Raw genomic sequence first — 24,227 nt, 5'->3', positions numbered from 1 at the left:
ATCTGAACTGATCCGCAGTTTGATAGCAAAACTTCCTGACCCTTCGCCCAAAAAGCATTCGCGAGACTAAAGTCTCACGCGGAACCCCGGTCTAAAGACACGGGGCTTGCGCGCTTTGTTCTGTCAATATAGTTCCCAAAATCTCATACAACTAAGGGTCGAGCTGTTGCTTGGGCGGTTTCTACCCCCAGAGCGATAAAGTGAATTTGAGCGGTTGTTAGCCTGTGGATGTAGATTGAGCGTGCCAATAGAATGCACCGATTAGGGTCACCATCGGTGCTTAAACCTTGGATGCATTTGCTCCAAGGCGATCGCGAAAGCGCGTGCATTCCCTAGGAGAATTTTATGCAAACTAATGAAAGACTACAGCCACCGCAACACCAGGATCGTCAACCGGGTATCGAAGCCGAAATGACGCCGCAACCGATTGTAGACGACCCGAAATATAAAGGTTGCAATAAGTTACGCGATCAAGTTGCGTTGATTACTGGCGGCGATAGCGGCATCGGTCGTGCGGTGGCGATCGCCTACGCTAAAGAAGGCGCTGATGTAGCGATCGTGTATCTAAACGAACACGAGGATGCCGAAAAAACCAAACAAATCGTCGAACAATACGGACGCAAGTGTCTGTGCATCCCAGGTGACATCGGCGACGAAAAGTTCTGCCAAGAAGCGGTACAAAAGACGGTTCAAGAATTCGGTAAACTCGATATTCTGATCAATAACGCCGCCGAACAGCATCCCCAACAAAGTATCGAAGATATCAGTGCCGAACAGTTGGAGCGTACTTTCCGCACCAACATTTTCGCCATGTTCTTCCTCACCAAAGCCGCACTCAAACACTTAAAAGAAGGGAGTGCCATTATTAACACGACTTCGGTAACAGCTTATAAGGGAAATCAGCAACTGTTGGATTATTCTTCCACTAAAGGAGCAATAGTTGCATTTACGCGATCGCTTTCCCAATCTTTGGCAGAAAAGAACATTCGCGTCAACGGCGTCGCACCCGGTCCGATTTGGACACCTTTAATTCCCTCCACTTTCCCAGAAGATAAAGTTGAAAGTTTTGGCGCTCAAGTGCCAATGGGACGCGCCGGACAACCCGTAGAAGTTGCGCCTAGCTATGTATTTTTGGCCTCAGATGACTCTTCTTATATGTCAGGTCAAATTTTACATCCCAACGGCGGCGAAGTTGTCAACGCTTAAAAGTTTGATCGAAGGTTGTGAGTAAAGGCACGGCATTTAAAAGTCTTGTGGTTTCTGCCAGAAGTTATTAATTTGCTCGCCGGTTGTGATTCGGGGCACGGCATTTAAAATTCTGGTGGTTTCTCCCAGAAGTTATTAACATGCCGTGCCCCTACAGCCATAAATTTATTTAACTCAAGTTGCTAGTTATCTCATTCTCATGAATAGAAGCGAATGGCTAATGGCTAATGGCTAATGTGAGTAAAAATCCTAGATTAGCAATTAGCTATTAGCCATTAGCAACGCCCTTGTTTATAACTAGCAACTTGCGTTATTTACCTTCATAGAGCGAGCCATCCGGCATAATAGCCCCGGTTAAATCAGCCCCAGTTAAATTAGCCCCGCTTAAATCAGCCCCAGTTAAATTAGCCCCAGTTAAATTAGTTTCACTTAAATTAGCGCCGCTTAAATTAGCCCACATTAAATTAGCTTGAGTTAGGTTAGAACGAAATAAATTTGCCCCGATCAGGTTGACTCCAGAAAGCTGAAAGCCACTCAAATCTGTTTCTGGCAGCGATATTTCCGGGCCAATAAAATAAGCTTCAAACTGGGTTAGATCGAAACCTTCAGGAAATTTAGTGTTTTCGTTATAAATAATTTTTTGAAAATTAGCCTCGCAAATATTCGCCTCGCTCAGGTCGGCTTCAAATAATTGACTGCCGCTTAGGTTTGTTTGATTTAGGTTTGCTCCATTCAAATAGGCTCCGCGCAAGTCAGCAAAATACAAGTTGGCTTGGCTCAGTTCTGCGCCAATTAAGTCAGTCCCTATCAAGTCAGCAAAACTCAAATTGGCACCCCTGAGATCGGCAGCAGTCAAGTCAGCTAAACTCAGATTGGCTCCGCTTAAGTCAGTGCCAAGTAAATCGGCTCCGCTTAAATCCGCTTTACGCAAGTCGGCTTCGCTCAAATCGGCTTCACCCAGAAATGCTTGGCTCAAAATCGCCCTTGCTAAATTGCTTCGCCTTAAAATCGCCTTCTCTAAGTTAGCCTGACTCAAATCTATGCCGCTCAGATTCACCTCGCTTAAGGTGACTCCACTCAGGTCGGATAGATAAAATTCTCTCTCTCCAGCTTCATACAGGCTCAAGAGTTCATCAGAATTCATATAGTTTTCTTGATCTTGTTCTAAGGATAACTCTGTTTTAACAGTTAACCCTTAAATCAGACAAATGCCGCTTATTTTATGGGATTGTTAGGAGCAAGTCAAGTAGTTTATGAGTCTAGAAATTTCTTTAATTAATTGAAATAAATATTCTCTCGCGCTAAAGAAACCCGGTTTCTTAAAGAAACCGGGTTTCTGATTAGGCAGCGATGTCTTCCTGAAGCTTGGTTTTTGTTTGCTGGAACTCTTGGGCAAGTTGCTGCAATTCTTTTTTCTTCATGCACTCACTGACTGTAGGTAGCAGTGAGTTTTCTTCTTCTTGCACGTGATGCTCAACAGCTTCTTTCAGTTTCTTAATTTTGGATTTAAACTGCGAGGAGTCGGGGTCGAGAGATTTAATTTCCTCTAGCAGTTCTTTGGCTTTGACATGCTCCTCTTCAGCTGCTTCAACGAATTGATTGGTTTCTTCGTATTCGCGCATGGCTGGGTAGAGGACTAACTCTTCTGTTTGAGCGTGTAAGTTGAGTTCTTGGTAGATTTGCTGAAAGTAATCGTAGCGTTGGGTAGGGTCATCTGCACTTTCAATCGCTGAGAAAAGTTCTTCAGCTTTGCGATGCTCGGCTTTGATTAATTCAAAAACGTCCATTTTGTTGCACCATTGAGATACTGGGACTCGAATTAGAGAAAAGCGGGTTTAGCTGTTTACAGCAGATTGCAAGTCAGTGAGGTACAGCCTTTGGGCTCTCGTTTGTGTAGCGGCAGCGTTAACGCTGCCGCTACACAAACTCAGGTGTACCTCATACGGTTGCAAGACTCTATAACCAGGTACTTGGTAGAGACACCCATCAATAAAACCCGCTTTGACGACTCAATTTTGATTGGCAAGATTCTACTTCATGGCAGATGCCATTTCTTCTTGAATCTTGCTCTTAGCTGCTTTGAATTCGGTAGACAGTTGCTCGCGTTCCTCTGCGCTCAAGTTGTTACCAATTGCCGCGAACATAGTGCTTTCTTCTTGACGGATGTGATCGCCAACTACGTCGATCAATTGCTTGACTTTGTCTTTGAATTCAGGCGCAGAAGGACTCATCGATTTGATTTCGTCGAGCATCTGCTTCATTTGGGCTTGCTCGTCGTACAATTCTTGAGTGTTGTCGTCGCCGTAGAAACCGCGAACTTTGGGGTAGACGACTTGTTCTTCTGCGATCGCATGGACAGTGAGATCCTTATAAAGCTGCCCAAAATATTCTTGGATCTTTTGCGGATCGTCAGTCGCGCCGATTTCGGTGAAAATGGTGTTGGTCTTGTTGTGGTCGAGTCGGATCAGATCGCGGATGTCCATATCCTGCTTATCAGAAGTTTGGGTAACGGCACTGCCAAACACCCCTGATAAAGCTGCGATCGCATCTTGTACTCGTCCCCACAATCCTTGATCCGGATCTTTGCCAGTTAGTTCGCGAACGCCCAAAATTTCGAGTATTCCTTTGAGTTGTTCTTGGTGCGCGCGGTTTTCAAAGTTGATCGTATTTAAAGGTGCGATCGCAACTGCAACATCGGCACCCACAACTTGAGCTACTTTGTGAATTAACAATCCGGTCATTACCTGTTGGTGCTTCAGCAATTCGTGCTGAAATGCCTTTTGGTAAAGCGTCAATTCGGACCCTTCCATCATTTGCTGAAGCTTCTCTACCATCTTGTTAATCGTATCGCGGGGTTCTGCTTTGACGCCGTATTGAACCATGACTGTTTCTAAAACGCCCATGTTCTTGCGATCGTCTTCCAGCATATGCTCGAAGCGCTTGCGAATTTCTTCATCGCCGATGGCAGAAATCAGTTTTTCTTCGTTGGTAATTAGCAGGTTTTGCACTTCTTTCATGTCTGCTAATTCCATTGCGATCGCCATGCGCTTGGTGTCGTCAATAGTTTGTACCATATCTTTTGTTCCTTGCCTTTTTTAAGCTTTCTGAGTTGATTTTCACACAATCTTTCAAGTCAATACATCTTTCTCTTGACGTAAAATCCTTCTTATGTATTGACAACACTTCTCAACTTTCGCAATGTAAGTATGAATTGACATTAAGTAGGTGAATATAAATAAACTGAACACGGGGCGGGCGGGACGCCCACCCCACAAGAGAGCTGAAATTATTGTGGGGTGGGGATTGGATCCCACCCCACAAGAGAGCTGAAATTATTGTGGGGTGGGGATTGGATCCCGCCCTATGCTTACATAAAAAACCGGGTTTCTTCCAACCAAAAAACCCGGTTTTTTATAAGTCAGATGACTACTTCATCGAAGCTGCCATCTTTTCCATGAACTGGGATTTAACTGTCTTGAATTCCGTAGCCATTTGCTTTTGCTGTTCGTCGCTGAAGTTGTCGCGAATCTTCGGGAACATTTCGTTCTCTTCTTGACGGACGTGGTGCATCACAGCATCCATTAGCTGTTTAACATGGTCTTTGAAGTTGGAAGAAGAGGGGCTAAGAGTCTTAATTTGCTCCAGCATCTGCTTCATTTCGGCTTGCTCTTGATACAGCTCTTGGGTATCTTCGTAATAAGGACGCACTGCCGGATAAACGATTTGCTCTTCAGCTTCAGAGTGAGCGCTCAAGTCTTTGTAAATTTGACCGAAGAATTCTTGAATCTTTTGAGGATCGTCAGTTGATTGGATCTCGCCGAACAGGGTATTTACCTTGGTGTGATCCATGCGGATGAGATCGCGGATGCTCATTTCGGTATCGGTACGAGTAACGACGCTACCGGCGACGCCTGTGAAGGCTGCGATCGCATCTTGCACTCTTGCCCAAATGCCTTGATCTGGGTCTTTACCCGTCAATTCGCGAACGCCCAAAATTTCCAGAATTCCCTTGAGTTGCTCTTGGTGAGCGCGGTTTTCAAAATTGAGCGTATTTAACGGAGTAATTGCGGCTTCGATGTCAGCGCCAACGACTTGAGCTGCTTTGTGGACTAACAAGCCTTTCATGACTTGACCGTGTTTGAGCAGTTCGTGCTGAGCGAATTTCTCACATAGAGTCAGTTCCGAACCTGACATCAATTTGCGAGTTTTTTCAACCATTTCTAAAACCGTTTGTTTTGGCTGTCCCTTGACACCGTATTGCACAATCACCGTATCGAGAACGCCCATGTTTTTTTGGTCATCGCGGTGCATATCGCGCAGGCGAGCGCAAATTTCTTGATCCGCGCATTGACCGAGCAGGGTTTGCTCGTTTTCAATTATCAGGTTTTGGATCGCTTTCATATCTTCTAAAGCACCTGCGATCGCTAGACGCTTGGTGTCGTCAAGAGTCGATACCATGACTTGGTTCTCCTTTTGTTCTTCTTAAATAATGCAACAAGCACTATCAAGATAATGTCATGGCTTCTTAATCGACTTCATCTCTCTTTTGACTGAATTATCCTAAAATTAATTAACGTTTATTCCGACTAAAAAATTGCCAAAAAGGGGCAATTGTAAAATTTACAGCCAAGCAGATTAAAGAGGCAATCTACTTAGAGATAGAGAATGTTTGGTTAGTGCTTCCACCGTAAGACAGATACGAGATAAAAAACTATATTTTAAAGTAAATCAAAAGCTTGCCATTTCCTTAGTAAATTCTTGCCTTTAGGCTTAGGTATCCCCCTCGACCGATTAGCTATTAGCCATTACCCATTACCAAGATAGAAAAATATGACGCGAACTCCAGATATCCCGCCCGTTATAGAAAGTGACGAAAGAGAATATCGCGACACGGGTATACCGAGTACAGTAGCGATCGCCGGACACCCCCTCCATCCGGCGATTGTCACCCTACCAATCGGTTTTCTAGTCGCGCTACCGTTAACCGATATCGTCTACTGGTTCACGCAAGATGCGTTTTGGGCGCGAGCCTCTTTTTGGCTGGTATTAGCTGGGTTTGTAACCAGCATCGCCGCCGCCCTCACCGGGTTAATCGACTTCCTGAAAATCGAACGAGTCCGCAAGCGCACCGCTGGGTGGGCGCATCTGTTTCTTAACGTAACTGCAATGGCACTAACGCTGATCAACTTAATCTTGCGTTGGGGTAACGTCACCGGAGCAATTTTGCCCACAGGGATAATACTTTCTATCATTGTCGCCACCCTTCTCGGTGCTTCGGGTTGGTACGGCGGCGAACTTGTATATCGCCATAAAATTGCCGTAATTGGCTACGGCAATCCTCACGAGCCTTAACAGTTCAGCGTTCTCCTCGACATTGATAATTTCACCTGTCCGAGCAATAAGCTATACTCGGACAGGTGTTTTCCTTTGGTTTAACTAAAATCTTGTTCCAAAAAATAACTATTCGCAACTTAACCATCCTCTCGCTGTTAGTCTCGTTCCTACTCGGCTTGCTGACTAAGTTTTACACTGGGCCTGCTCAGTTTTTGGTTAATAATTATGTCAGCAGCATTCCCTACGAAACTTGCTGGTGTTTGTTATTCTTTTGGCTGATTCCCACTCGCAAGGCGGTGCAACAAATTCCGATTTGGGTTTTCATCGTCACCTGCATCCTCGAAGTTTTGCAACTTTGGCATCCGCCGTTTTTAGAACTGCTGCGCTCTAACTTATTGGGAAAACTAATTTTGGGTATTCAATTTGACGCTTGGGATTTTATTGCCTATGTTATAGGCAGCTTTTTGGGTTGGTTGTGGTTGCGGCAAATTTGGCAGATAAGCTATGAAAAAGCAAGTCAAGGTTAAACCGAATTCAAAACGTCAAAGTATCGAAGAACAACCCGATGGTAGCCTTACGGTACATTTAAAGTCGCCGCCAGTGGATGGTAAGGCGAATCAAGAGTTAATTGCACTGTTGGCAGAAAGGTTTAACGTATCAAAATCAAAAATCAGCATTAAGTCAGGTTTAGCGTCAAAAACTAAACTGGTTGAAATCGATACTTAGAACCCACATTCCGGGATCTTCCATTTTTAGTATGCTTTCGCGAGCAAAGGGGATGGGGGAGCAAAGGGGATGGGGGAGAAGAAGAGTAAAAATGTTCGTGATGAACATTGGCATACCAATTCCGAAAGAGCCAAAAACACCGAATATCTGACTCTAAAAGTTTTGATATATCTTAGGACTTACGCAACTGGCATATTTTTTCGCTCCGGGTGCGTGACGCTGCGAGAATATTTGAACGTAGCAATGAGACTTGTAGCGTCACGCACCAACCACCAATTGTGACTGGCATATTTTTTCGCTCCGGGTGCGTGACGCTGCGAGAATATTTGAACGTAGCAATGAGACTTGTAGCGTCACGCACCAACCACCAATTGTGACACGCAGCTTTAGTCCTTTAACAAAAGGCATCACCTTGGGGCGACCTTAATGCCTTACCCAATTCAGTTTGAGAGCCGTCGTCGTAGCGCTGCATTGGTTTCTCAAATTATCTTGCCTTGAAATAGAAACTCTGTGGTTTCCTCTGGTTCAAGAAATTATCAAGACAAAATTTTCACGCTCCTCAACCGCTTAAACTAACTATTGCTCGCACTCAATGGCGAGACAAAAATGTTTTTGTAATTAACGTAAGTTGCTAGTTATATCCAAGAACCCTGGTAATGGGTAATGGGTAATGGGTAATTGTCACGATTCCAGCACCAATTAATCCAATTACCAATTACCTGAGTCAGAAACAAAGGTGATGCGTCGATTTCTCGCTGTCAAACCGACGATTTTTCAGATCGCCTTTGTTTCTTTGCCGCCAAAGCTGATAACTAGCAACTTGCGTTAATTAGTTTGATTTGGCACAAGCGAGCTATTCCATTATACTGGCAACTGTTGAATAAAAGAGGAAGTAGTAACCAGGCCGATCATAAATCTCTAATTACGCCAAAAAAATAGCTCTATGAGCGGCAATTAAAGTTTGTAATTAGAGTCAAAAAAGAGCATTATATTCAACAATAATCTTCAGAATACACTCGCCTATCAGAGTTAGGATTGCTGCCTGGAACTAGCTTTTTATTCACGGTTGTTAAAGTCACTAAACAACCAGGACAGAACTAAAGCTGCGTGTCACAATCGGTGGTTGGTGCGTGACGTTACAAGTCTCATTGCTCCGTTCAAATATTGAAGCAGCGTCACGCACCCGGAGCGAAAAAATATGCCAGTTGCGTAAGTCCTGCAGGATTTGGCGAGTTTAACGTGGCGGGTTATTGGCGACGTAAATATCGGGTAAGGTCGAGGATGATGGTTGGTAAGCTGCTGGGCACCTAATTTGAGAGCCAAATTTTACCTTCTTCTTGTGGGGTGGGCATCTTGCCCGCCCGTTTATTGGATTTAAATGCTCCCGCAGCTTATCTTCTGACTAACTTAGGGAGATATGCCCCAGCAATTGCTGCTCCAAGTGCAGTGGGATAGAAGCCATGTTCAAATATTGTCAGACAGGTGGTTATAATTTAGAGAAGAGTCACGCTAATAATGAGCGGTTAAAAAACTTACAGCAGATTGCAAGCGAGTGAAGTACAGCCTTAAGGCTGAGTTTGTGTAGCGGCACCCTTAATGCTGCCGCTACACAAACTCAGCCGTACCTCATACGGCTGCAATCCGCTATAATTCTCCTGATTTCTCTAGCTTACACTTGTGCTATTCTCCCAGGCCAGAGAATCAAGCACATGGGAATTCAAAAATATGTTGGTCGGCTAACCGAATTCAAGCGTTCGCAGCGCCGACACAGTAGTTTTTGGATTGGATTATACGGTCAATCTTGGGTATTTGAAATGGAATTTTGTCAATAAATTATAGTCGATTTAATCAGAATAAGACGCAACAAACTGCCATTCTTTCATAGAGGTTTGAGGGCTATGTCCTTGATTTTACAAATGTTTTGACGGGGTTGTCACCCCGTCAGGCAGTCTCCGCCAGCCGCGCTCGACTACATTTTGTTGTATTTTGGAGTCATTTTTGCAGACATTATAGGTTTTTTATATCGAGCTGAGGTTAGTATAAATAATAGCCATCTTTGCTTAAAGATTTGTATGGAAAACAACGCAAGTCAATCGATAGATCAGACAATCTCAAGCCAAAATCACCTCGTGCCTCGCTTCTTCCAAATGGCTCTAGCCAATGTCCTCTCCAACATCATGGTACCTCTGGCGAATACGCTCAACGTGGCTTTTTTGGGTCATCTGTCAGAGCTCGATCACCTAGCGGGGGTGGCGCTAGCAGGAAACCTGACTAGCTTAGTCTTCCTGCTGTTAATTTCTTTGCGGATGAGTACCACTGGACTGACTGCTCAAGCGGTGGGACGAGATGACCAGGAGGCAATACTACTGGTAGGACTGCGTAATAGCTTAATTGCTCTGGCGCTTGGTGTTGCCATTGTAAGCTTGCAGCACCCTTTGCAAGAACTGGGGTTTGCCCTGCTCAGTGCCACCCCAGAGGTCAAAGCTTCAGCAATTACCTACTTCAACGCCCAAATTTGGGGAGCACCTGCCGTTTTGCTCAACTTTGTGCTGATTGGTTGGTTTCTAGGACGGGAAAAAAATGGCTTGGTTGTGCTGTTGTCCGTCGTTGGTAATGTTGCCAATATCGCACTCGACTACTTATTAATTATCCGGTGGGGCTGGGAAAGTATGGGGGCTGGAGTGTCCTATACTACCAGCCAGTATCTAGCTCTGTTGGTGGGATTGATTGTTTTCTGCGTAGAAGTCAAGTGGCAAGATTTACGAGCCATAGCTGGAAAAATTTGGGACACCTCAGCTATAATCTCCAGTTTCACCCTAAATGGAAACATTTTTGTCAGCAATTTTATTTTTCTCTTAGCTATCTTAATCTTCAACTACGAGAGTGCAAGCCAGGGGACAATTACTTATGCTGAAAATGCCTTACTCTTACAGGTATTTTTGTTCAGTAGTTATTTTACTGAAGGACTGGGATTTGGCACGGAAACCCTGAGTGGAAACTTTAAAGGCAAAGGAGCTTCCGAGCAGCTAGTAGCTCTAGTTAGGATTTCTGTGGGAACCAGTCTGGTAGTGGGGATTGCTTTGGCTGGTGTTTGTGTGCTATTTCCTCAAACTGTATTTCGGCTATTAACCAACCACACCGAAGTCACCGAACACATTAATCTTTATGTTTTTTGGTTACTACCCGTCCTAGGATTTAGTTCAGTTGCTTTCATGCTAGATGGATACTTCTTGGGTTTAGCAGAAGGGCATACCCTCCGCAATATTAGCTTAGCTTCGTTTGCCGTGGGATTTCTACCTGCAGATGTTGCTTCTTTTTCTTTTCATAGTAACGATAACCACATCTTGTGGTTAGCTTTGTCTTTGTTCTTAGGAGTTCGACTGGTGCTGTTTGGAGTACAGCTGCCCAGGACATTTAAAACCGAGATGACGCAACCAGCACTGTCACAATCGGTTATTACTGAGACGAAAATTTAATCTAGTACAAGCGTATTTTCATCGACATACACGGGACTTACGCCAAGAAACTAAGGGCGATCCGAAAAATCGTTGGTTTGTCAGCTCGAGATTGACAAAGAAACCGGGTTTCTGGTCTAGTCGTGCGTAAGTCCTGATACAGATACCTGACGGGGTGACAACAATCGTTCAGGGGGCGACAAGCGCCCCCAAATATAGATAAGGAAATGGTTTTAGTTTCCAACCCCTCAATAAAATTTGGTCGGGTGAGCAGACCAGAATTAGTAGCAACAACCGTAGAAATAGCTTTGATATCGTTTCCTTAGGCATCGGAATTACGACCTGTAGGGGCAATTAGCAATTAGCAATTAGCAATTAGCAATTACCAAGAAAGGCCGATCATTCCGATGCAACAGGATTTGATATGAGATGCTCACCCGACCGAGCTATTGTCAATAAGCCTGTCAATAAGCTCAAATGTCTTCGAGATTTAAGAGAGCCAAAACCTTGATAAATAAGGGATTCAGCACAGTTGTCGCCCCCTGAAGCAATGGCTTCTGAATCTACTGTTAAGCGATGTTTCTTCTTTGCTACGAGGCATCCCGCGCTATTTAGGTGTGCTGGCTCGTTGTTTTAATTCTAGAATTTTGTCAACTGCCCTTTGAGTGCCGCCTGCTTCTACCAAGGATTTGCCTAATCGCTCCACATTGCGACGAATGGACGAATCCTGCATTACCTTTTCCACCAATTCGCGCAATTTATGCGGCTGAATGTTTTGCTGTTTAACCCATACTCCCGCACCCAATTCCTCTATCCGACTGGCTACTAAGTACTGATCTGTAGCTTGGGGAAATAGAACGAGTGGCACCCGGTGTTCTAGTGCTTCCATAGTGCTAGTCATACTAGCATGAGAGATGAAGACGCTGGCGTATTTGAGGACTTCTAATGGTGGCACATCATTTCTGACAATAAAGTTAGGCGGAATCTCTCCTAGCAAATTAATATCCACAGACTTTCCCACTTTCATTACTACCAGATGGTTACTATAACCGAACGCTAGTAGGCACTTTTTATAGAAGGGAATGTTGTCAGTAAAAATCGTTCCTAACGAAATATAAATAACCGACTTCCCCTTAATATCTGCTAAAGAAAAGTCAGGATCAAGGAGGCTGTTAGTATAGCACCGACCGACAAAAATGTAACTAGTATCAAACAATTCGCGCTTAAATTGGATGGCTTCTGAGGTGAAGACAATATTTAGATCGCCCCGTGAGTGGAACAGCTCGTTAATTTTTAATCCTTCTACTTGGTATTGTTGTCTAAATTGCGCCCAAAGGATTCTGTGTTTATGGACTAGTCGCAGTTTTTCTAGAGGTGTGTAGAAGTTGGAATCTGGAAAGAAACACGGTAACACTGGGAAAATATGAGGCGGTAGGAAGGCTAGCAACAGCTCCGGTGAAATTAGCGGAGAAAAACTAGGTGGTAGGATCGCCGAGGCATGAGTTGACACAGTGGGAAGCTTTAGCAATTTACCAAGAAGATATCCCCAGAGGCACGTTGCATCAAAAATTAGCACCTTTGGCGGAGTCTGTCGGAATTGTTTTAACAAAATCGGCAACACTTCTAGGCTAGTTTCTATCAAATAAGATTTGCCTGATGCTGAACTAAATAGATCTACAGTAGACGGTAGCACTTGAAATTGTACACCGGCTTTTTCAATTAGATACCGGAATTCTTCAGTGCAATAATAGTCTACTTTTTCTCCACGTTGAACCAGTTCCTGTGCTATTCCTAGACTAGGATTAATATGTCCGTAAGCCTGAAAGTTAAAGAAAACTATATTTGACACTTTATTTTATCCTTGCTTTATTTAAAGGAAGAAAACATTTCAAAAGCTTGGTTGCGATTTAATCATTGACCCCATAGCATTCATCATATCGGTCAGCAACTTCATAATAATTTTTTTGTACAACATTTATTTCTTTCATTACTTTATCCTTTATTTAAAATCTGCGAAATTGCTGTTTGAATTCTAGAATTTTGTCAACAGCCCTTTGAGTGCCGCCTGCTTCTACCAAGGATTTGCCCAATCGCTCCACATTGCAACGAATGAACGAATCCTGCATTACCTTTTCCACCAATTCGCGCAATTTCTGCGACTCAATGTTTTGCTGTTTAACCCATATCCCCACACCCAACTCCTCTAATCTATGGGCTGTCAAATACTGCTCTGAATATTGAGGAAATAAAACTAGCGGAACTTGGTGAGTTAGCGCGTCCAAAGTACTCTGCATACCACCATGATAAATAAAGACACTAGCGTACTTAATAACTTCTAGTTGCGGCACAAAATTTTTGACAATAAAGTTAGGTGGAATCTCTCCAAGCAAATTAATATCCACAGAATTGCCAACAGTCATTACCACAATATGATGACTATTGCCAAACGCTTGCAGGCATTTCTTAAAGAAGGGAATATTCTGATTGAATACTGTTCCAAGTGAAATATAAATCACCGACTTTCCTTCAATTTTCGCCCAGCAAGACTCCGGTTCAAGCGAGCTTTTGCTGTAACACGGACCAGTGAAGATGTAACTGGAGTCAAAGTTTTCTCGCTCGATCTGGAAAATTTCAGATGTGAAGACAATATTCAGATCGCCGTGGAAGAAGAGCATATAGCGCATTAGCTTGAACAAATCGTTTTTGTTCACGCGCTCAAACTGATATTTTTGCTTCAACAGAGTCCAAAGGCTTCTGTGTTTGTCAACAATTTTTGGGTTTTCAGAAAATCTTCTGATGCAGTTTGGTGCTAAAAGTACTGGAAGCGGTGGAATAAATCGACGTGGTACAAGGTGATGGATGTGAGTAGCAACTGTGGGAAGCTTCAGCAACTCACCAAGAAGGCATCCCCATAAGCAGGCTGAATTAAAGATAAGTAGCTTTGGGCGATCGCGTTGGAAATGTTCCAATAGAATCGGGATTGCTTCCAAACTCGTTTCCATTGAGGCAGATTGCGGCGTTGCGGTTTCGTCCAACCACAAATCTGGATTGGCAGGAAGCTGATGGAATTGGGCACCTACAGACTCGATTTTATTGCGGAATTCCTCATAACAATAGTAATCTACCTGTTCTCCCCGCCGCACTAACTCCTGCACTATTCCGAGAGTGGAATTAACAGTTGAGTGGGCACGTAGGTTGAAATAAACGATGTTCGACATTGTACTGATAAAGTGAGAAGAAACCAATATGGCTGCAAGTCCCTAAGTTCACATCTTGCAGCAGTATCAACAACGAGGCGGAGCCTCGATATCTCGTTCCCAGGCTCAGCCTGGGAACGAGGGTTAACTTAAGTATTTAGTTTACTGCTCCCAACGCTCAAAGACAACAGGTATGCCCTCAGATGTTCGGCTATGACTTGGGCGTTGGGAGCGTAATTCATAGTAATGTGATTACCAGGGACTTCGTGAACCTCTAATCCTCCCGCTGCCAAATTCACCCAAGCTAGCTCTGGGTTTTGGGGATTAGTTGCATCCCGCTCGTTGGCGCGGAAAAAGATGACCCGACCTGGGTAGATTCGTGGTATGTAGCTCCGCATAGCTTGAACGTCCACCTTGAGGAGGTGAAGGAAGAAGCGAAGCTCGGCAAGCCCGTAATCAGGAGGCAATCTCATAGAGTGCCTAACCTGCTCTACAAATTGAAGCAATCGCTCGTCCGGTTCCATTTGTTGAAAATCTTCTGGAGAAAAGGAAAAGTTAGCACCGACATTGAGTAAATAAGCCAACAAAAGCAGATCATCATCTTCCACTTTCGCGGGCATTTGACCAGGACCTGGAGTATCTATGAGTGCGAGCAGTGCTACTTGTTCACCCAGTGCCAACAATTGCTGTGCCATCTCGAAAGCCACAGTACCTCCAGAAGAAGCACCCCCAAGAAAATATGGTCCATCAGGCTGGACAACGCGCAGTGCTTCGATATATTTAGTCGCCATCTCCTCAATTTGAGTGAGTGTTTGTTTTTTCCCATCTATCCCTTGTGCCTGTAGCCCATAGACTGGATAATCTGAGCCTAGATATTTTGCCAAATCACGATATATGTAGACTTGTCCGCCAGCAGGATGTATTAAGAAAAGAGGTTGTTTAAAACTACCGGACTTAATTTCGACCAGTAATTCGGGCAGGGCTTGTTTAGGTGGTTGGTTAAGAAGGGTAGAGGCGGTCGCGGTTTGTTCTATTAATTCAGCCAAACTCGCAATAGTGGATGAACTGATCAAGCTGTGAGAAGACAATTCTATTTTCAGGGTTTCACATAATTTAGAAATCAGGTGAACTGCCAGCAAGGAATCTCCCCCCAATTCAAAAAAGTCATCGTAGATTCCCACCTGCTCAATACCAAAGAATTTTTGCCATATTTCAGTTATGGTTCGTTCGATCTGATTGCGGGGAGCAACATAGGGATTCGGTAAATTCGGTCTTGTTGAGTGGAGTGAGGAGAAATCTTTCTTTGGAGACTTTGCCTGCAAAGTTTCAACATCGGTCTTGATAGCATCATCAGGGCATACTGTAAATGCTGTAGTCGCCGATACATTCGCGAATCCAGAAGCCTTAGCCAGCAAAATATGGAATCCTAAAACTTCTGTTTCAGGCAAAGCAGCTACCTCAACAAATCCATGTTCCCGTAGCGCCCAGATCCACTGTTGTTTTGATAAAAATGGATTACTTTGGCTTCGTTCTCCATCATCTAACGGTTTCATCAGAAAACCATCGGTGATATCAAACTCTAACAGAGGTTGCGTTACTTCCCAAACCAGCAGAAAACCTCCAGGAGCCAATAAAGAGCGGACATGCTCTAGGGTTTCTCCCATATTACGAGTTACATGTAGCACATTTGCGGCTACTACCATATCAAAGCTATGTTCCTCATACCCTTGAGCCTTGGGTGATTCCTCAATGTTTAGTAGGCGGTATTCGAGAAATGGATAAGCACTAAACTTCTGTTTGGCATTGTCCAGGAAAAGACGTCCCACGTCAGTAAAGGTATAGCTAGTTTGTTGCAGTGGCAGAACCGGTAGCAATTCTGCTGTGGTGAGTCCCATTCCCGCCCCGATTTCCAAAATTCGGAGCTTAACTTGGGGTGACAATAATTTCACTACCCGTTGCAAACTTGCCCGCGCGATCGCATTATAGTAATGCAGCATGGGCCAATCTCCAGCTACAGTTTCCGCCTTATCGAAGGAGCCTTTAGCAAAAAACACATCCCGCGAGTTTTCTCGTCCCGTTAGTAGGGCAGCAAGCTTTTCGCGAACAAGCAGAACCGTTTCTGCCCATAGGGGCGTGTCTGCCCATCTGACTTTGACCTCTTCTGCAAGCGCATTCCAAGACTCTGTTGAAATTGGCACAAAGTTGGTAAACCTTTCCCCATCTTGCTGTAACTGATCGTGTTCGACCAAAACTTTCAGCCATCGAGACAGCAATTGCTCATATTCCGGCAGAATCGAAAATTGCGACAATAAATCTTTAATCGAATGTTTTTCGGCTGGATTGCTAAAAGCACCTAAGTCTCTCAAAGCAAGGTTCATGTTAGCAACGCACAAAAGATTCAAACACTGTTGTTTTGCGTGGTACGTGGGGTTGTCAAAATTCGGGAGTTCAGATAGTGCCTGCGTCCGACCGGCTTCTACTATTGATGTCCATTCCGGGACAGCGTTGTGGAAGTGGGAATTTAATTCTTTTCGCGTCCCTGCTTCTTTAGGCGGTTCAATCCAGTAACGCTGCCGTTCAAATGGATAAGTCGGCAACGGTAGGCGGTAACGTTGGGAGCCAGCATAGAATCCTGCCCAATCTACTTGTATTCCTGCAAGCCAGAGTTTGCCTAATGCGTTCAACAAAAAAGCCACATCAGATTGTTGGTCTTGGGGATGTCTTAACGAAGAAAGTATAACCTGTTCTGCCGCTTTATCTACATGTTTTTTCGCAATCGCACTCAGCGTCTTTCCAGGACCAACTTCTAGTAAAATAAAGTCTTGTTCTTGCAACAACCTTTGCAAGCCTGAACTGAAAAGTACAGTTTGGCGTAAATGTCTAGCCCAATAACTTGGATTTGTTGCCTCCTCTGCTGTAATCCAAGTTCCGCTCACGTTGGAAATATAGGGAATTTGAGGGGGTTTTAGGTTGACTTTTTTCACCTGCTCGGTAAATGTCTCTAAAATGGGTTCCATCATATAGGAATGGAAGGCATGAGAGGTATGCAGGAGGCGACATTCCACGCCTTGTGCTTGAAGTTGCTGTTGCAGTGCTTCTATTGCATCTGTAGCACCTGAAACCGTGCAAAGGGATGACCCGTTAATTGCAGCTAGGGAGAGTTTATTGTCAAGGAGGGGTTGCACCTGCTGTTGGGGAAGTGGTACAGCAAGCATCGACCCTGAAGGCATTTGCTGCGTGATCTGGCCCCGTGCAGCAACGAGGGATAATGCTTCTTCTAAGGAGAAAACGCCTGCAAGAGTTGCAGCCACATATTCGCCAATGCTGTGACCAATTGCTGCTTTGGGATGCACGCCCCATGACATCCATAATTTAGCTAAGGCGTACTCAATGGTAAATAGTGCGGGTTGTGCGATCGCAGTCTGCTTCAATTGTTCTGCCGCTTGTTCTGCTTGTTCTTCACTCGGATACAGCACAGAGCGCAAGTCAAGTCCCAGGTTGGGTTTAAGCAGTTCTGCACAAAGGTCGATATTTTCGCGAAATGCCGGTTCTTCTTGGTAGAGTTCCCCAGCCATATTCACATATTGCGATCCCTGACCCGAAAACATGAACGCGACCGAGCGATTTTTAGGTTCTTGGACGTTGGGAAAAATTCGTTTCGGATCTTGGGTAGAAAGTGTATTGGCAGCATCTTCCCTGTCACGGCACACCAATATCCGTCGATAGTTGAAAGCTTTGCGACCAACCCCTAGCGTGTAAGCTACATCAGCCAGGTTAATATCAGGATGATGAGTTAAATGTTCAACCAAATTTGCAGTTGCAGTATCGAGTGCCCTCTCAGTTTTGGCGGAGAGTACCAACAACTGAAACTTTCTCCCCGGCTCCCCAGATTCCTGACTTTTGTACTCAAATTCAGCAGGAGTTTCCTCCAAAACGACGTGTGCATTAGTACCCCCCATACCAAAAGAACTGACCCCAGCACGGCGGGGAGTGCCGTTTGTTTCCCACGGGGAGAGTTTGGTATTGACGTAAAAGGGACTGTTGGCGAAGTCAATCTGGGGTGATGGTTGTTCAAAGTGCAAGCTAGGTGGCAGTAACTTGTGTTTTAGTGCTAGAACAGTCTTGATTAGACCTGCCACCCCAGCAGCCGTATCTAGATGTCCGATATTTGTTTTCAGCGAACCGATTGCACAGAAGCCTTTCTTCTGGGTACTGGCACAAAATGCTTGTGTTAGCGCTGCAATTTCAATGGGATCTCCTAGAGGAGTTCCAGTGCCATGAGCTTCTATATAAGTAATTGTCTCGGCATCAATTCCGGCTACAGCCTGAGCTTGAGAAATTACTGCGGCTTGACCATCTATACTGGGAGCTGTATAGCCGACTTTCAATGAACCGTCGTTATTGATGGATGAGCCTTTAATCACTGCATGGATGTAGTCACCATCGGCGATCGCATCTGCTAAGCGCTTGAGAACGACAATTCCCACACCGTTACCACCTACAGTTCCCTTTGCTTTGGCATCAAAAGCTCGGCAGTGTCCATCGGGAGATAAAATTAAGCCTTCTTGATACAAATAGCCTGTCTTTTGGGGAAGATGGATGGAAACGCCACCCGCGATCGCCATATCGCATTCGCCATTCAGCAAACTTTGACACCCTAAGTGTACGGCAACTAATGAAGTAGAACAAGCCGTTTGTATGTTAAGTGCAGGTCCTTTGAGGTTGAGTTTGTAAGAAACCCGAGTCGTCAGATGATCTGGAGCATTGCCAAAACTCAGGTTGTCAAAATCGTTCAACTCTAAAATATCGCGGTTAGGATAAAGATTTTTTAGTAAGTAATCATTCCCGCCACATCCTGCGTAAACCCCAATCAACCCCTTGTAGTTTTCTGGGTCATAACCTGCTTTTTCTATGGCTGACCAAGCACATTCTAAGAATAAGCGTTGTTGCGGATCTATCAATTCAGCTTCTTTGGGACTATAACCAAAAAAATAAGCATCAAATAGCTCTATGTCTGACAATACACCGCTGGCTCTTACATGTTTAGCGTTATTCAGCCACTTTATGTTAACACCTTCGGCGACCATTTCTTGTTCCGAAAAAAATGATATAGATTCTATCCCGTTGCATAGGTTATTCCATAAGGAATCTATATCTTGAGCTTTTGGAAACTGACCCGACATAGCAATAATGGCTATATCTGACTGATAATGCTGCCTAAGTTGCCTTTGTAGCTGCATTGAAGCTTGGCGAGCGCGAAGATTCAACCCATGACCATTGCTTTGTCTTGAAGCATCCTGTATACCTAAATTATCACTTAAGTGTTCGCTCAAAGAATGTATAGTTGGGTATTGAAACATTTCAACTACTGATAACTTCACTCCCAAGATTTCTTGCAATTTGTGGTGAACCTGAACCACAAGCAATGAGTGACCTCCCAACTCGAAGAAATTGTCATAAATCCCCACTTTCTCTACATGAAGCATCTCTTGCCAAACGGCTGCGACGATTTGTTCGACCCTAGTTTGCGGCATTACATAAGTTGCGTCGGGTCTAGTAGTTTGGTCTGGGGCTGGTAGGTTGTGGCGGTCTATTTTACCATTGGGAGTCAGGGGTATTGCCTCTAATATTACAAAGGCATTTGGCACCATGTAGTCGGGGAGCTTACTTTTGAGGAAGGAGCGCAACTCACTGACTGTAGGTAGTGCTGCGTTTGGTTCCGTCTTGGTCTTGGGAACGATATAGGCGACGAGGCGCTTATCGCTTTGGATATCTTCTCTGACGATGACTGTGGTTTCTTGAACTTGGGGATGAGTGGCCAGCACAGCTTCAATTTCTCCAAGTTCGATGCGGAAGCCGCGAAGCTTCACCTGATTGTCAATTCGACCCAGAAACTCGATATTGCCGTCACTTAGGTAACGGGCTAAGTCTCCTGTTTTGTACAGATGTGATCGTGGGTCATTACTTATGGGGTTGGGGATAAATTTTTCAGAAGTCAAATCGGGACGGTTCAGATAGCCCCGTGCCAGACCATCTCCACCGATGTACAGTTCTCCAGGGACACCGACGGGAACAGGTTTTAGATGCTCGTCGAGCAGAAAACAATGAGTGTTGGCTATGGGGCAACCGATGGGAATGGTTTTTGCCCCTTCTGGAACAGCTTGTATCAAATACCAAGTGGTGAATGTTGTACTTTCGGTAGGCCCATAAACATGAAGCAACCGTACAGGTGGACCATTCTTCAGCACTTCTTTAACCCACCGAAGTTCGACAGCTTCTCCTCCAAATAAAAGGTGTTGCACTGAAGAGAAAGCCGACGGGACTTCTCTTGCTAGCAAATTGAACAAAGCAGTCGTCAAGAACAATACGGTAATTCCTTGCTCTTTGATCGCGGCGGCAAAATCCAAGGGTGAAAGCGCTACATCCTTAGTTATAACAACGAGCTTCGCCCCGTTAAGTAAAGCTCCCCAAATCTCGAATGTAGCAGCATCGAAAGAACTGTTCGAGACTTGAGCAATTACATCTTTTGAACCTAAGTTAATGTAGTTTGTGTTAAGTACCAAGCGGTTTACTGCCAGATGAGGAACAGCAACTCCCTTAGGTAACCCCGTTGAGCCGGAGGTGTAAACGACATAGATCGTTTTGTCAGGCGTCACGCTGGTTTTAAGATTCTCCTTGCTTTGTTGGGCAATGACTTCCCAGTCTGTGTCTAGACAGACAATTCGTGCTTGATGTTTAGGAAAAGACTCTACTAACTTCGCCTGAGTCAGCAGCACTGGCACTTGAGCGTCTTCTAGCATGAAGACCAAACGCTCGGAAGGATAAGTTGGGTCAAGAGGTACATACGCGCCACCAGCCTTGAGGATGCCCAGCAATCCTACTACCATCTCCAGGGAGCGCTCTACGCAGATCCCCACTAGCACTTCTGGCCCCACGCCCAGGCGTTGCAGGTGATGTGCGATCCTGTTCGCCCGTTGGTTAAGCTCATTATAGGTCAGTTGTTCCCCTTCAAAAACCACCGCAATGGCGTCGGGCGTAAGCGTAACCTGTTCCTCAAATAACTGGTGGATACACTTATCTTTGGGATACTCTTTTGTGGTGTTGTTCCACTCTATCAATAGCTGGTGCCGCTCTCGCTCTGTCAGCAGGGGCAATTCAGAAACCCGCTGTTCTGGATTCGCGACGATCGCCTCTAGTAAAGTCTGGAAATGTCCTACCATCCGCTCGATGGTGGTACCATCAAACAGATCGGTATTGTATTCCCATTCCCCAATTAGTCCAGAGGCGGTGTTTTCTAAAGATAAAAGCAAATCAAACTTCGCCGTAGCGCTTTCTACCGCTAATGGACTCGCCGTTAAGCCTTCGATCTGTATCTCGGGCATCGGCACATTGTGAAACGCCAACATCACCTGCACCAGTGGTGTGTAGCTTAGGTCACGTTTTATCTGCAATTCCTCTACTAACTTCGCAAACGGTAGGTCTTTATGGGCATAAGCTCCCTGCGTCACTTCCCGAACTCGATACAGTACATCCTCAAAACTCGGATTGCCCGACATATCAGTCCGCAGGACGAGGGTATTGACGAAAAATCCAATCAATCCCCCAATTTCGGCGCGATCGCGGTTAGCGTGCGGCGTCCCTACGCAGATATCAGTCTGCCCTGTATAACGGTAAAGCAATGTTTGAAACGCCGCCAGAAGCGTCACAAAGAGGGTGACTCCTTGCCGCTGACTTAAACTCATCAGCTCCGCAGTTAGCTCTTTTGAAAGTGTAAATCTTTGATGCGCTCCCCGGAAGGTTTGAGTTGCTCTTCGCACTCGGTCGGCTGGCAGTTCCAATAAATCTGGCGCACCGGACAGTTGTTGCTTCCAATAAGCCAGTTGAGACGAAAGTAGCTCTTTATTTAACCACTGACGCTGCCAAACAGCAAAGTCTTTGTACTGAATCGGTAGAGAGGGTAACTCGGGGAACAAGTCATTGCAAAAGGCTGAGTAAATAGTTGCTAACTCTCGTAAAATTATTCCCCATGACCAACCATCAAAGACAATGTGGTGTATTGTTAGCAGCAATACGTGTTCTACCTCTGTTAGCTTAAGCAAAGTTGCTCGGATTAAAGGAACACTTGCGAGGTCAAAGGGTTGTTGGGCTTCTGCCGTTGCTAATTGCTGTACCCGGATTTCTCTCTCACTTTCTCTTAAGTGTTGCAAGTCTACTACTGGTACACTTAAGGTCAAAGATTCAGTAATTACCTGAACTGGTTGCCCATCAACCGTTACAAAATTTGTACGTAAAGCTTCGTGACGTTGGATAATCTTGTTGAGACTTTTCTCTAACGCAACGACGTTCAGGAAACCATGAAATCGTAGAGCTTGTGGTTCGTTGTAAAGGGGGTTAGTTGGGTCTAACTGGCTCAAGAACCACATTCGTTCCTGGGCAAAAGACACAGGCAAGTTCCCAGTTCGTGAAACAGGTACAATGGGTAAGTGAGTATCATTTGCCCTCGCGTTGCTATGCCGCAGCAACTTCACAAGCTCTGCCTTATGCAATGCCAGTAAGTCACGCAGATTTGGTGTCAATACTCCTTTTGCAGCACGAACGCGCAACTGATCGTCTTCGACCCACAACTTTACACCCTGCTCGGCAAGTTCACCTACAAATTGCTTAAGGTTCATTAGTTTTTTCCCTGGTCACTCACGCTATACCTGTTTCCCTAAACTCTTGACAAACATGCTATTTTCTATTTTCCATATCTGTACAAAGTAGTACCTACAGGACAGGTGTTACAACCGCAAACAGAGTTTTGATCTTCAACTGTAGTAACCCATTCACCGCTCCAGCCACCATGTTCGGCACAAATAGAGGGACATTTGCTTTCTGCATCCTGCTGATTCCAAATTGATCCTGCAACAATATCGCAACCGCAGACATAATTTTCGCTCACCATTCGTGACAGTGTGCCTTTCATGCTCTCCAACCAGGTCTTTGCATCCTCATCTAAGGTAAACAAGATCGGATTAGCGCTGTTTACTAGGTCGTACATTTTTTGATAATTGGGATAAGAATTGGCCAATTGAGAAAAAACTGTGTGGCGAGTAGGCATTAAGTACTGTGGCTGACCAGATTGCTCTGCCCCAATACTATCAATCATATTTTCAGAAGACGCCAATAAATTGGCCAGTTTCACAGCTAATTGACGGGTACCGCGTTGCTCAACATTTGGATGAATGCCAATCACGTCCGCATAAAATAGGGCTTTTTCGTCATTATCGGAAAGTGGCATCACTTTGAAATCAATGTGCTGTAGGGCTTCTGGACTTATTGCCGACATTGATTCGGTAAACCCTACTACAGCTCTACCATACCCATTGCTAAACCAAGAAGCAGCTTCATAAGACTGTTGCTGAGTACCGTTATAGTAACTGCCCATCTTTAACAGCGTACGTAAGTTGTCCATCGCCTGGGTGTCAACCTGTTGTTCATCCCCAGGCTGTGGCACAGGGAATTCATTTTTCACGCTGGCAAGGGCATCCATGTAAAGGCAAGAATTCGTGGTTCCGCCTCCCATATCAATCATTAACCCCCGTGAATCAGGAGGTATCTTACTGGTGTAACTACACTTGCCTATTGTCTGATATATTTCGGTTAATTGTGTAGCGTTTTTCAGGGCAGTATCTGTGTCCCAATAAAACAACATATTAGAACAACCCAATTGAGGAATCGCATATAATTTGTCGTCAAATTGCACACCCTCACTGGCATAGCTTAAGAAGTCTTCCTTCCCTTCAATCTCGGTTTTTTCCAATGGCAATAACAGCCCATTTGATTTGAAATAATTGAGAAAAATGGCATCAAATACATAAACATCCACATTCTCTGGAGGATCTTTTTCATATCCCCCATCCCAATCCTCTGAGGACAGTATTTTCAGAGTAACGTTGGGTTCAACCTCTTGCCATTTTTGCTGAATTGAATTTTTGAATTGTTCAAGTCTGGGAACGTAAGGGTACAAGGCTAAAACAAGTTCTTGCGGATTCTCAACAGCCAAAACAGGAGCACAAAGGGCGAAAGTACTCGTTATAACGATAAATCCAATTACTAAGATGGAGATAGCGCCTTTTAGGACTTTTTGAAATTTCATTGGCTTACTCTTCAAACAGAACATAACGGTTAATGAGTTTATACAGTAGATTCATGCCAAGCAAACGAACATTAAACTACAACGAACGCAGCAATTATAAAAGTAATACAGCAGATTTCAGGTTTATGAGGTACAGTAGCAGCAGTTAGCAAACCAATTTCTTAAATGTCT

General features: G+C 44.6%; 13 protein-coding genes and 1 pseudogene. 6 read left to right on the top strand and 8 right to left on the bottom strand.

Annotation, left to right across the window (positions count from 1 at the left end):
* Positions 1 to 345 precede the first annotated feature (345 nt).
* Positions 346 to 1,206, top strand: a complete 861-nt coding sequence (locus tag MiSe_RS18290; RefSeq protein ID WP_226583136.1) for an SDR family oxidoreductase — start codon at positions 346 to 348, stop codon at positions 1,204 to 1,206.
* Positions 1,207 to 1,516: 310 nt separating this feature from the next.
* Here the strand turns inward: MiSe_RS18290 and MiSe_RS18285 are convergent, their stop codons facing one another.
* The 4 genes from MiSe_RS18285 to MiSe_RS18270 form a co-directional block, all read right to left on the bottom strand.
* A complete protein-coding gene (locus MiSe_RS18285; RefSeq protein ID WP_226583133.1) occupies positions 1,517 to 2,350 on the bottom strand; it encodes a pentapeptide repeat-containing protein in 834 nt (277 codons plus the stop codon).
* Positions 2,351 to 2,546: 196 nt separating this feature from the next.
* A complete protein-coding gene (locus MiSe_RS18280) occupies positions 2,547 to 2,993 on the bottom strand; it encodes a hemerythrin domain-containing protein (RefSeq protein ID WP_226583130.1) in 447 nt (148 codons plus the stop codon).
* A gap of 243 nt (positions 2,994 to 3,236) precedes the next feature.
* Positions 3,237 to 4,280, bottom strand: a complete 1,044-nt coding sequence (locus MiSe_RS18275) for a hemerythrin domain-containing protein (RefSeq protein WP_226583127.1) — start codon at positions 4,278 to 4,280, stop codon at positions 3,237 to 3,239.
* A gap of 352 nt (positions 4,281 to 4,632) precedes the next feature.
* On the bottom strand, positions 4,633 to 5,664 hold the full coding sequence (locus MiSe_RS18270) for a hemerythrin domain-containing protein (RefSeq protein WP_226583124.1): 1,032 nt from the start codon (positions 5,662 to 5,664) through the stop codon (positions 4,633 to 4,635).
* Between the two features lie 372 nt (positions 5,665 to 6,036).
* On the opposite strand from MiSe_RS18270, the gene MiSe_RS18265 reads away from it, so the two are divergent.
* The 5 genes and pseudogenes from MiSe_RS18265 (at position 6,037) to gntT (ending at position 10,742) form a co-directional block, all read left to right on the top strand.
* Positions 6,037 to 6,558: a DUF2231 domain-containing protein gene (locus tag MiSe_RS18265; protein WP_226583121.1), complete on the top strand. Its 522-nt coding sequence runs from the start codon at positions 6,037 to 6,039 to the stop codon at positions 6,556 to 6,558.
* Positions 6,559 to 6,650: 92 nt separating this feature from the next.
* Positions 6,651 to 7,067, top strand: a complete 417-nt coding sequence (locus MiSe_RS18260) for a ribosomal maturation YjgA family protein (RefSeq protein WP_226583118.1) — start codon at positions 6,651 to 6,653, stop codon at positions 7,065 to 7,067.
* The gene (locus tag MiSe_RS18255) at positions 7,045 to 7,266 is read left to right on the top strand and encodes a DUF167 domain-containing protein (protein WP_226583115.1); all 222 of its coding nucleotides are present in this window, start codon (positions 7,045 to 7,047) and stop codon (positions 7,264 to 7,266) included. The genes MiSe_RS18260 and MiSe_RS18255 overlap by 23 nt, the downstream gene beginning before the upstream one ends.
* 1,643 nt (positions 7,267 to 8,909) lie before the next feature.
* Positions 8,910 to 9,078: pseudogene (locus MiSe_RS52745) on the top strand (IS4 family transposase); the annotation flags it as partial.
* Between the two features lie 260 nt (positions 9,079 to 9,338).
* Positions 9,339 to 10,742 carry a guanitoxin biosynthesis MATE family efflux transporter GntT gene (gene gntT / locus MiSe_RS18250; protein ID WP_226583113.1) on the top strand — a complete coding sequence of 468 codons (1,404 nt, stop codon included), beginning with the start codon at positions 9,339 to 9,341 and terminating at the stop codon, positions 10,740 to 10,742.
* Between the two features lie 586 nt (positions 10,743 to 11,328).
* Here the strand turns inward: gntT and MiSe_RS18245 are convergent.
* The 4 genes from MiSe_RS18245 to bcmE form a co-directional block, all read right to left on the bottom strand.
* Positions 11,329 to 12,570: a macrolide family glycosyltransferase gene (locus MiSe_RS18245; RefSeq protein WP_226583110.1), complete on the bottom strand. Its 1,242-nt coding sequence runs from the start codon at positions 12,568 to 12,570 to the stop codon at positions 11,329 to 11,331.
* A gap of 154 nt (positions 12,571 to 12,724) precedes the next feature.
* Positions 12,725 to 13,939: a macrolide family glycosyltransferase gene (locus tag MiSe_RS18240; protein WP_226583107.1), complete on the bottom strand. Its 1,215-nt coding sequence runs from the start codon at positions 13,937 to 13,939 to the stop codon at positions 12,725 to 12,727.
* A gap of 128 nt (positions 13,940 to 14,067) precedes the next feature.
* Positions 14,068 to 22,590 (bottom strand): non-ribosomal peptide synthetase/type I polyketide synthase, encoded by an 8,523-nt coding sequence (locus MiSe_RS18235; RefSeq protein WP_226583104.1) that lies wholly within the window; start codon positions 22,588 to 22,590, stop codon positions 14,068 to 14,070.
* A 65-nt stretch (positions 22,591 to 22,655) separates the two neighbouring features.
* Positions 22,656 to 24,056, bottom strand: a complete 1,401-nt coding sequence (bcmE, locus tag MiSe_RS18230) for a thiamine pyridinylase (RefSeq protein ID WP_226583101.1) — start codon at positions 24,054 to 24,056, stop codon at positions 22,656 to 22,658.
* Positions 24,057 to 24,227 lie beyond the last annotated feature (171 nt).

Origin of the sequence: Microseira wollei NIES-4236 (genome assembly GCF_020521235.1) — a bacterium.
Taxonomy (GTDB): Bacteria; Cyanobacteriota; Cyanobacteriia; order Cyanobacteriales; family Aerosakkonemataceae; genus Microseira; species Microseira wollei.
Note: the sequence above shows the minus strand (reverse complement) of the source record. Positions and strands in the feature narration are given on the sequence as shown.

Coding starts and splice junctions, on each gene's coding strand:
- MiSe_RS18290 (WP_226583136.1), top strand. CDS start 346: ATGCAAACTAATGAAAGACTACAGCCACCGCAACACCAGGATCGTCAA.
- MiSe_RS18285 (WP_226583133.1), bottom strand. CDS start 2,350: ATGAATTCTGATGAACTCTTGAGCCTGTATGAAGCTGGAGAGAGAGAA.
- MiSe_RS18280 (WP_226583130.1), bottom strand. CDS start 2,993: ATGGACGTTTTTGAATTAATCAAAGCCGAGCATCGCAAAGCTGAAGAA.
- MiSe_RS18275 (WP_226583127.1), bottom strand. CDS start 4,280: ATGGTACAAACTATTGACGACACCAAGCGCATGGCGATCGCAATGGAA.
- MiSe_RS18270 (WP_226583124.1), bottom strand. CDS start 5,664: ATGGTATCGACTCTTGACGACACCAAGCGTCTAGCGATCGCAGGTGCT.
- MiSe_RS18265 (WP_226583121.1), top strand. CDS start 6,037: ATGACGCGAACTCCAGATATCCCGCCCGTTATAGAAAGTGACGAAAGA.
- MiSe_RS18255 (WP_226583115.1), top strand. CDS start 7,045: ATGAAAAAGCAAGTCAAGGTTAAACCGAATTCAAAACGTCAAAGTATC.
- gntT (WP_226583113.1), top strand. CDS start 9,339: ATGGAAAACAACGCAAGTCAATCGATAGATCAGACAATCTCAAGCCAA.
- MiSe_RS18240 (WP_226583107.1), bottom strand. CDS start 13,939: ATGTCGAACATCGTTTATTTCAACCTACGTGCCCACTCAACTGTTAAT.
- MiSe_RS18235 (WP_226583104.1), bottom strand. CDS start 22,590: ATGAACCTTAAGCAATTTGTAGGTGAACTTGCCGAGCAGGGTGTAAAG.
- bcmE (WP_226583101.1), bottom strand. CDS start 24,056: ATGAAATTTCAAAAAGTCCTAAAAGGCGCTATCTCCATCTTAGTAATT.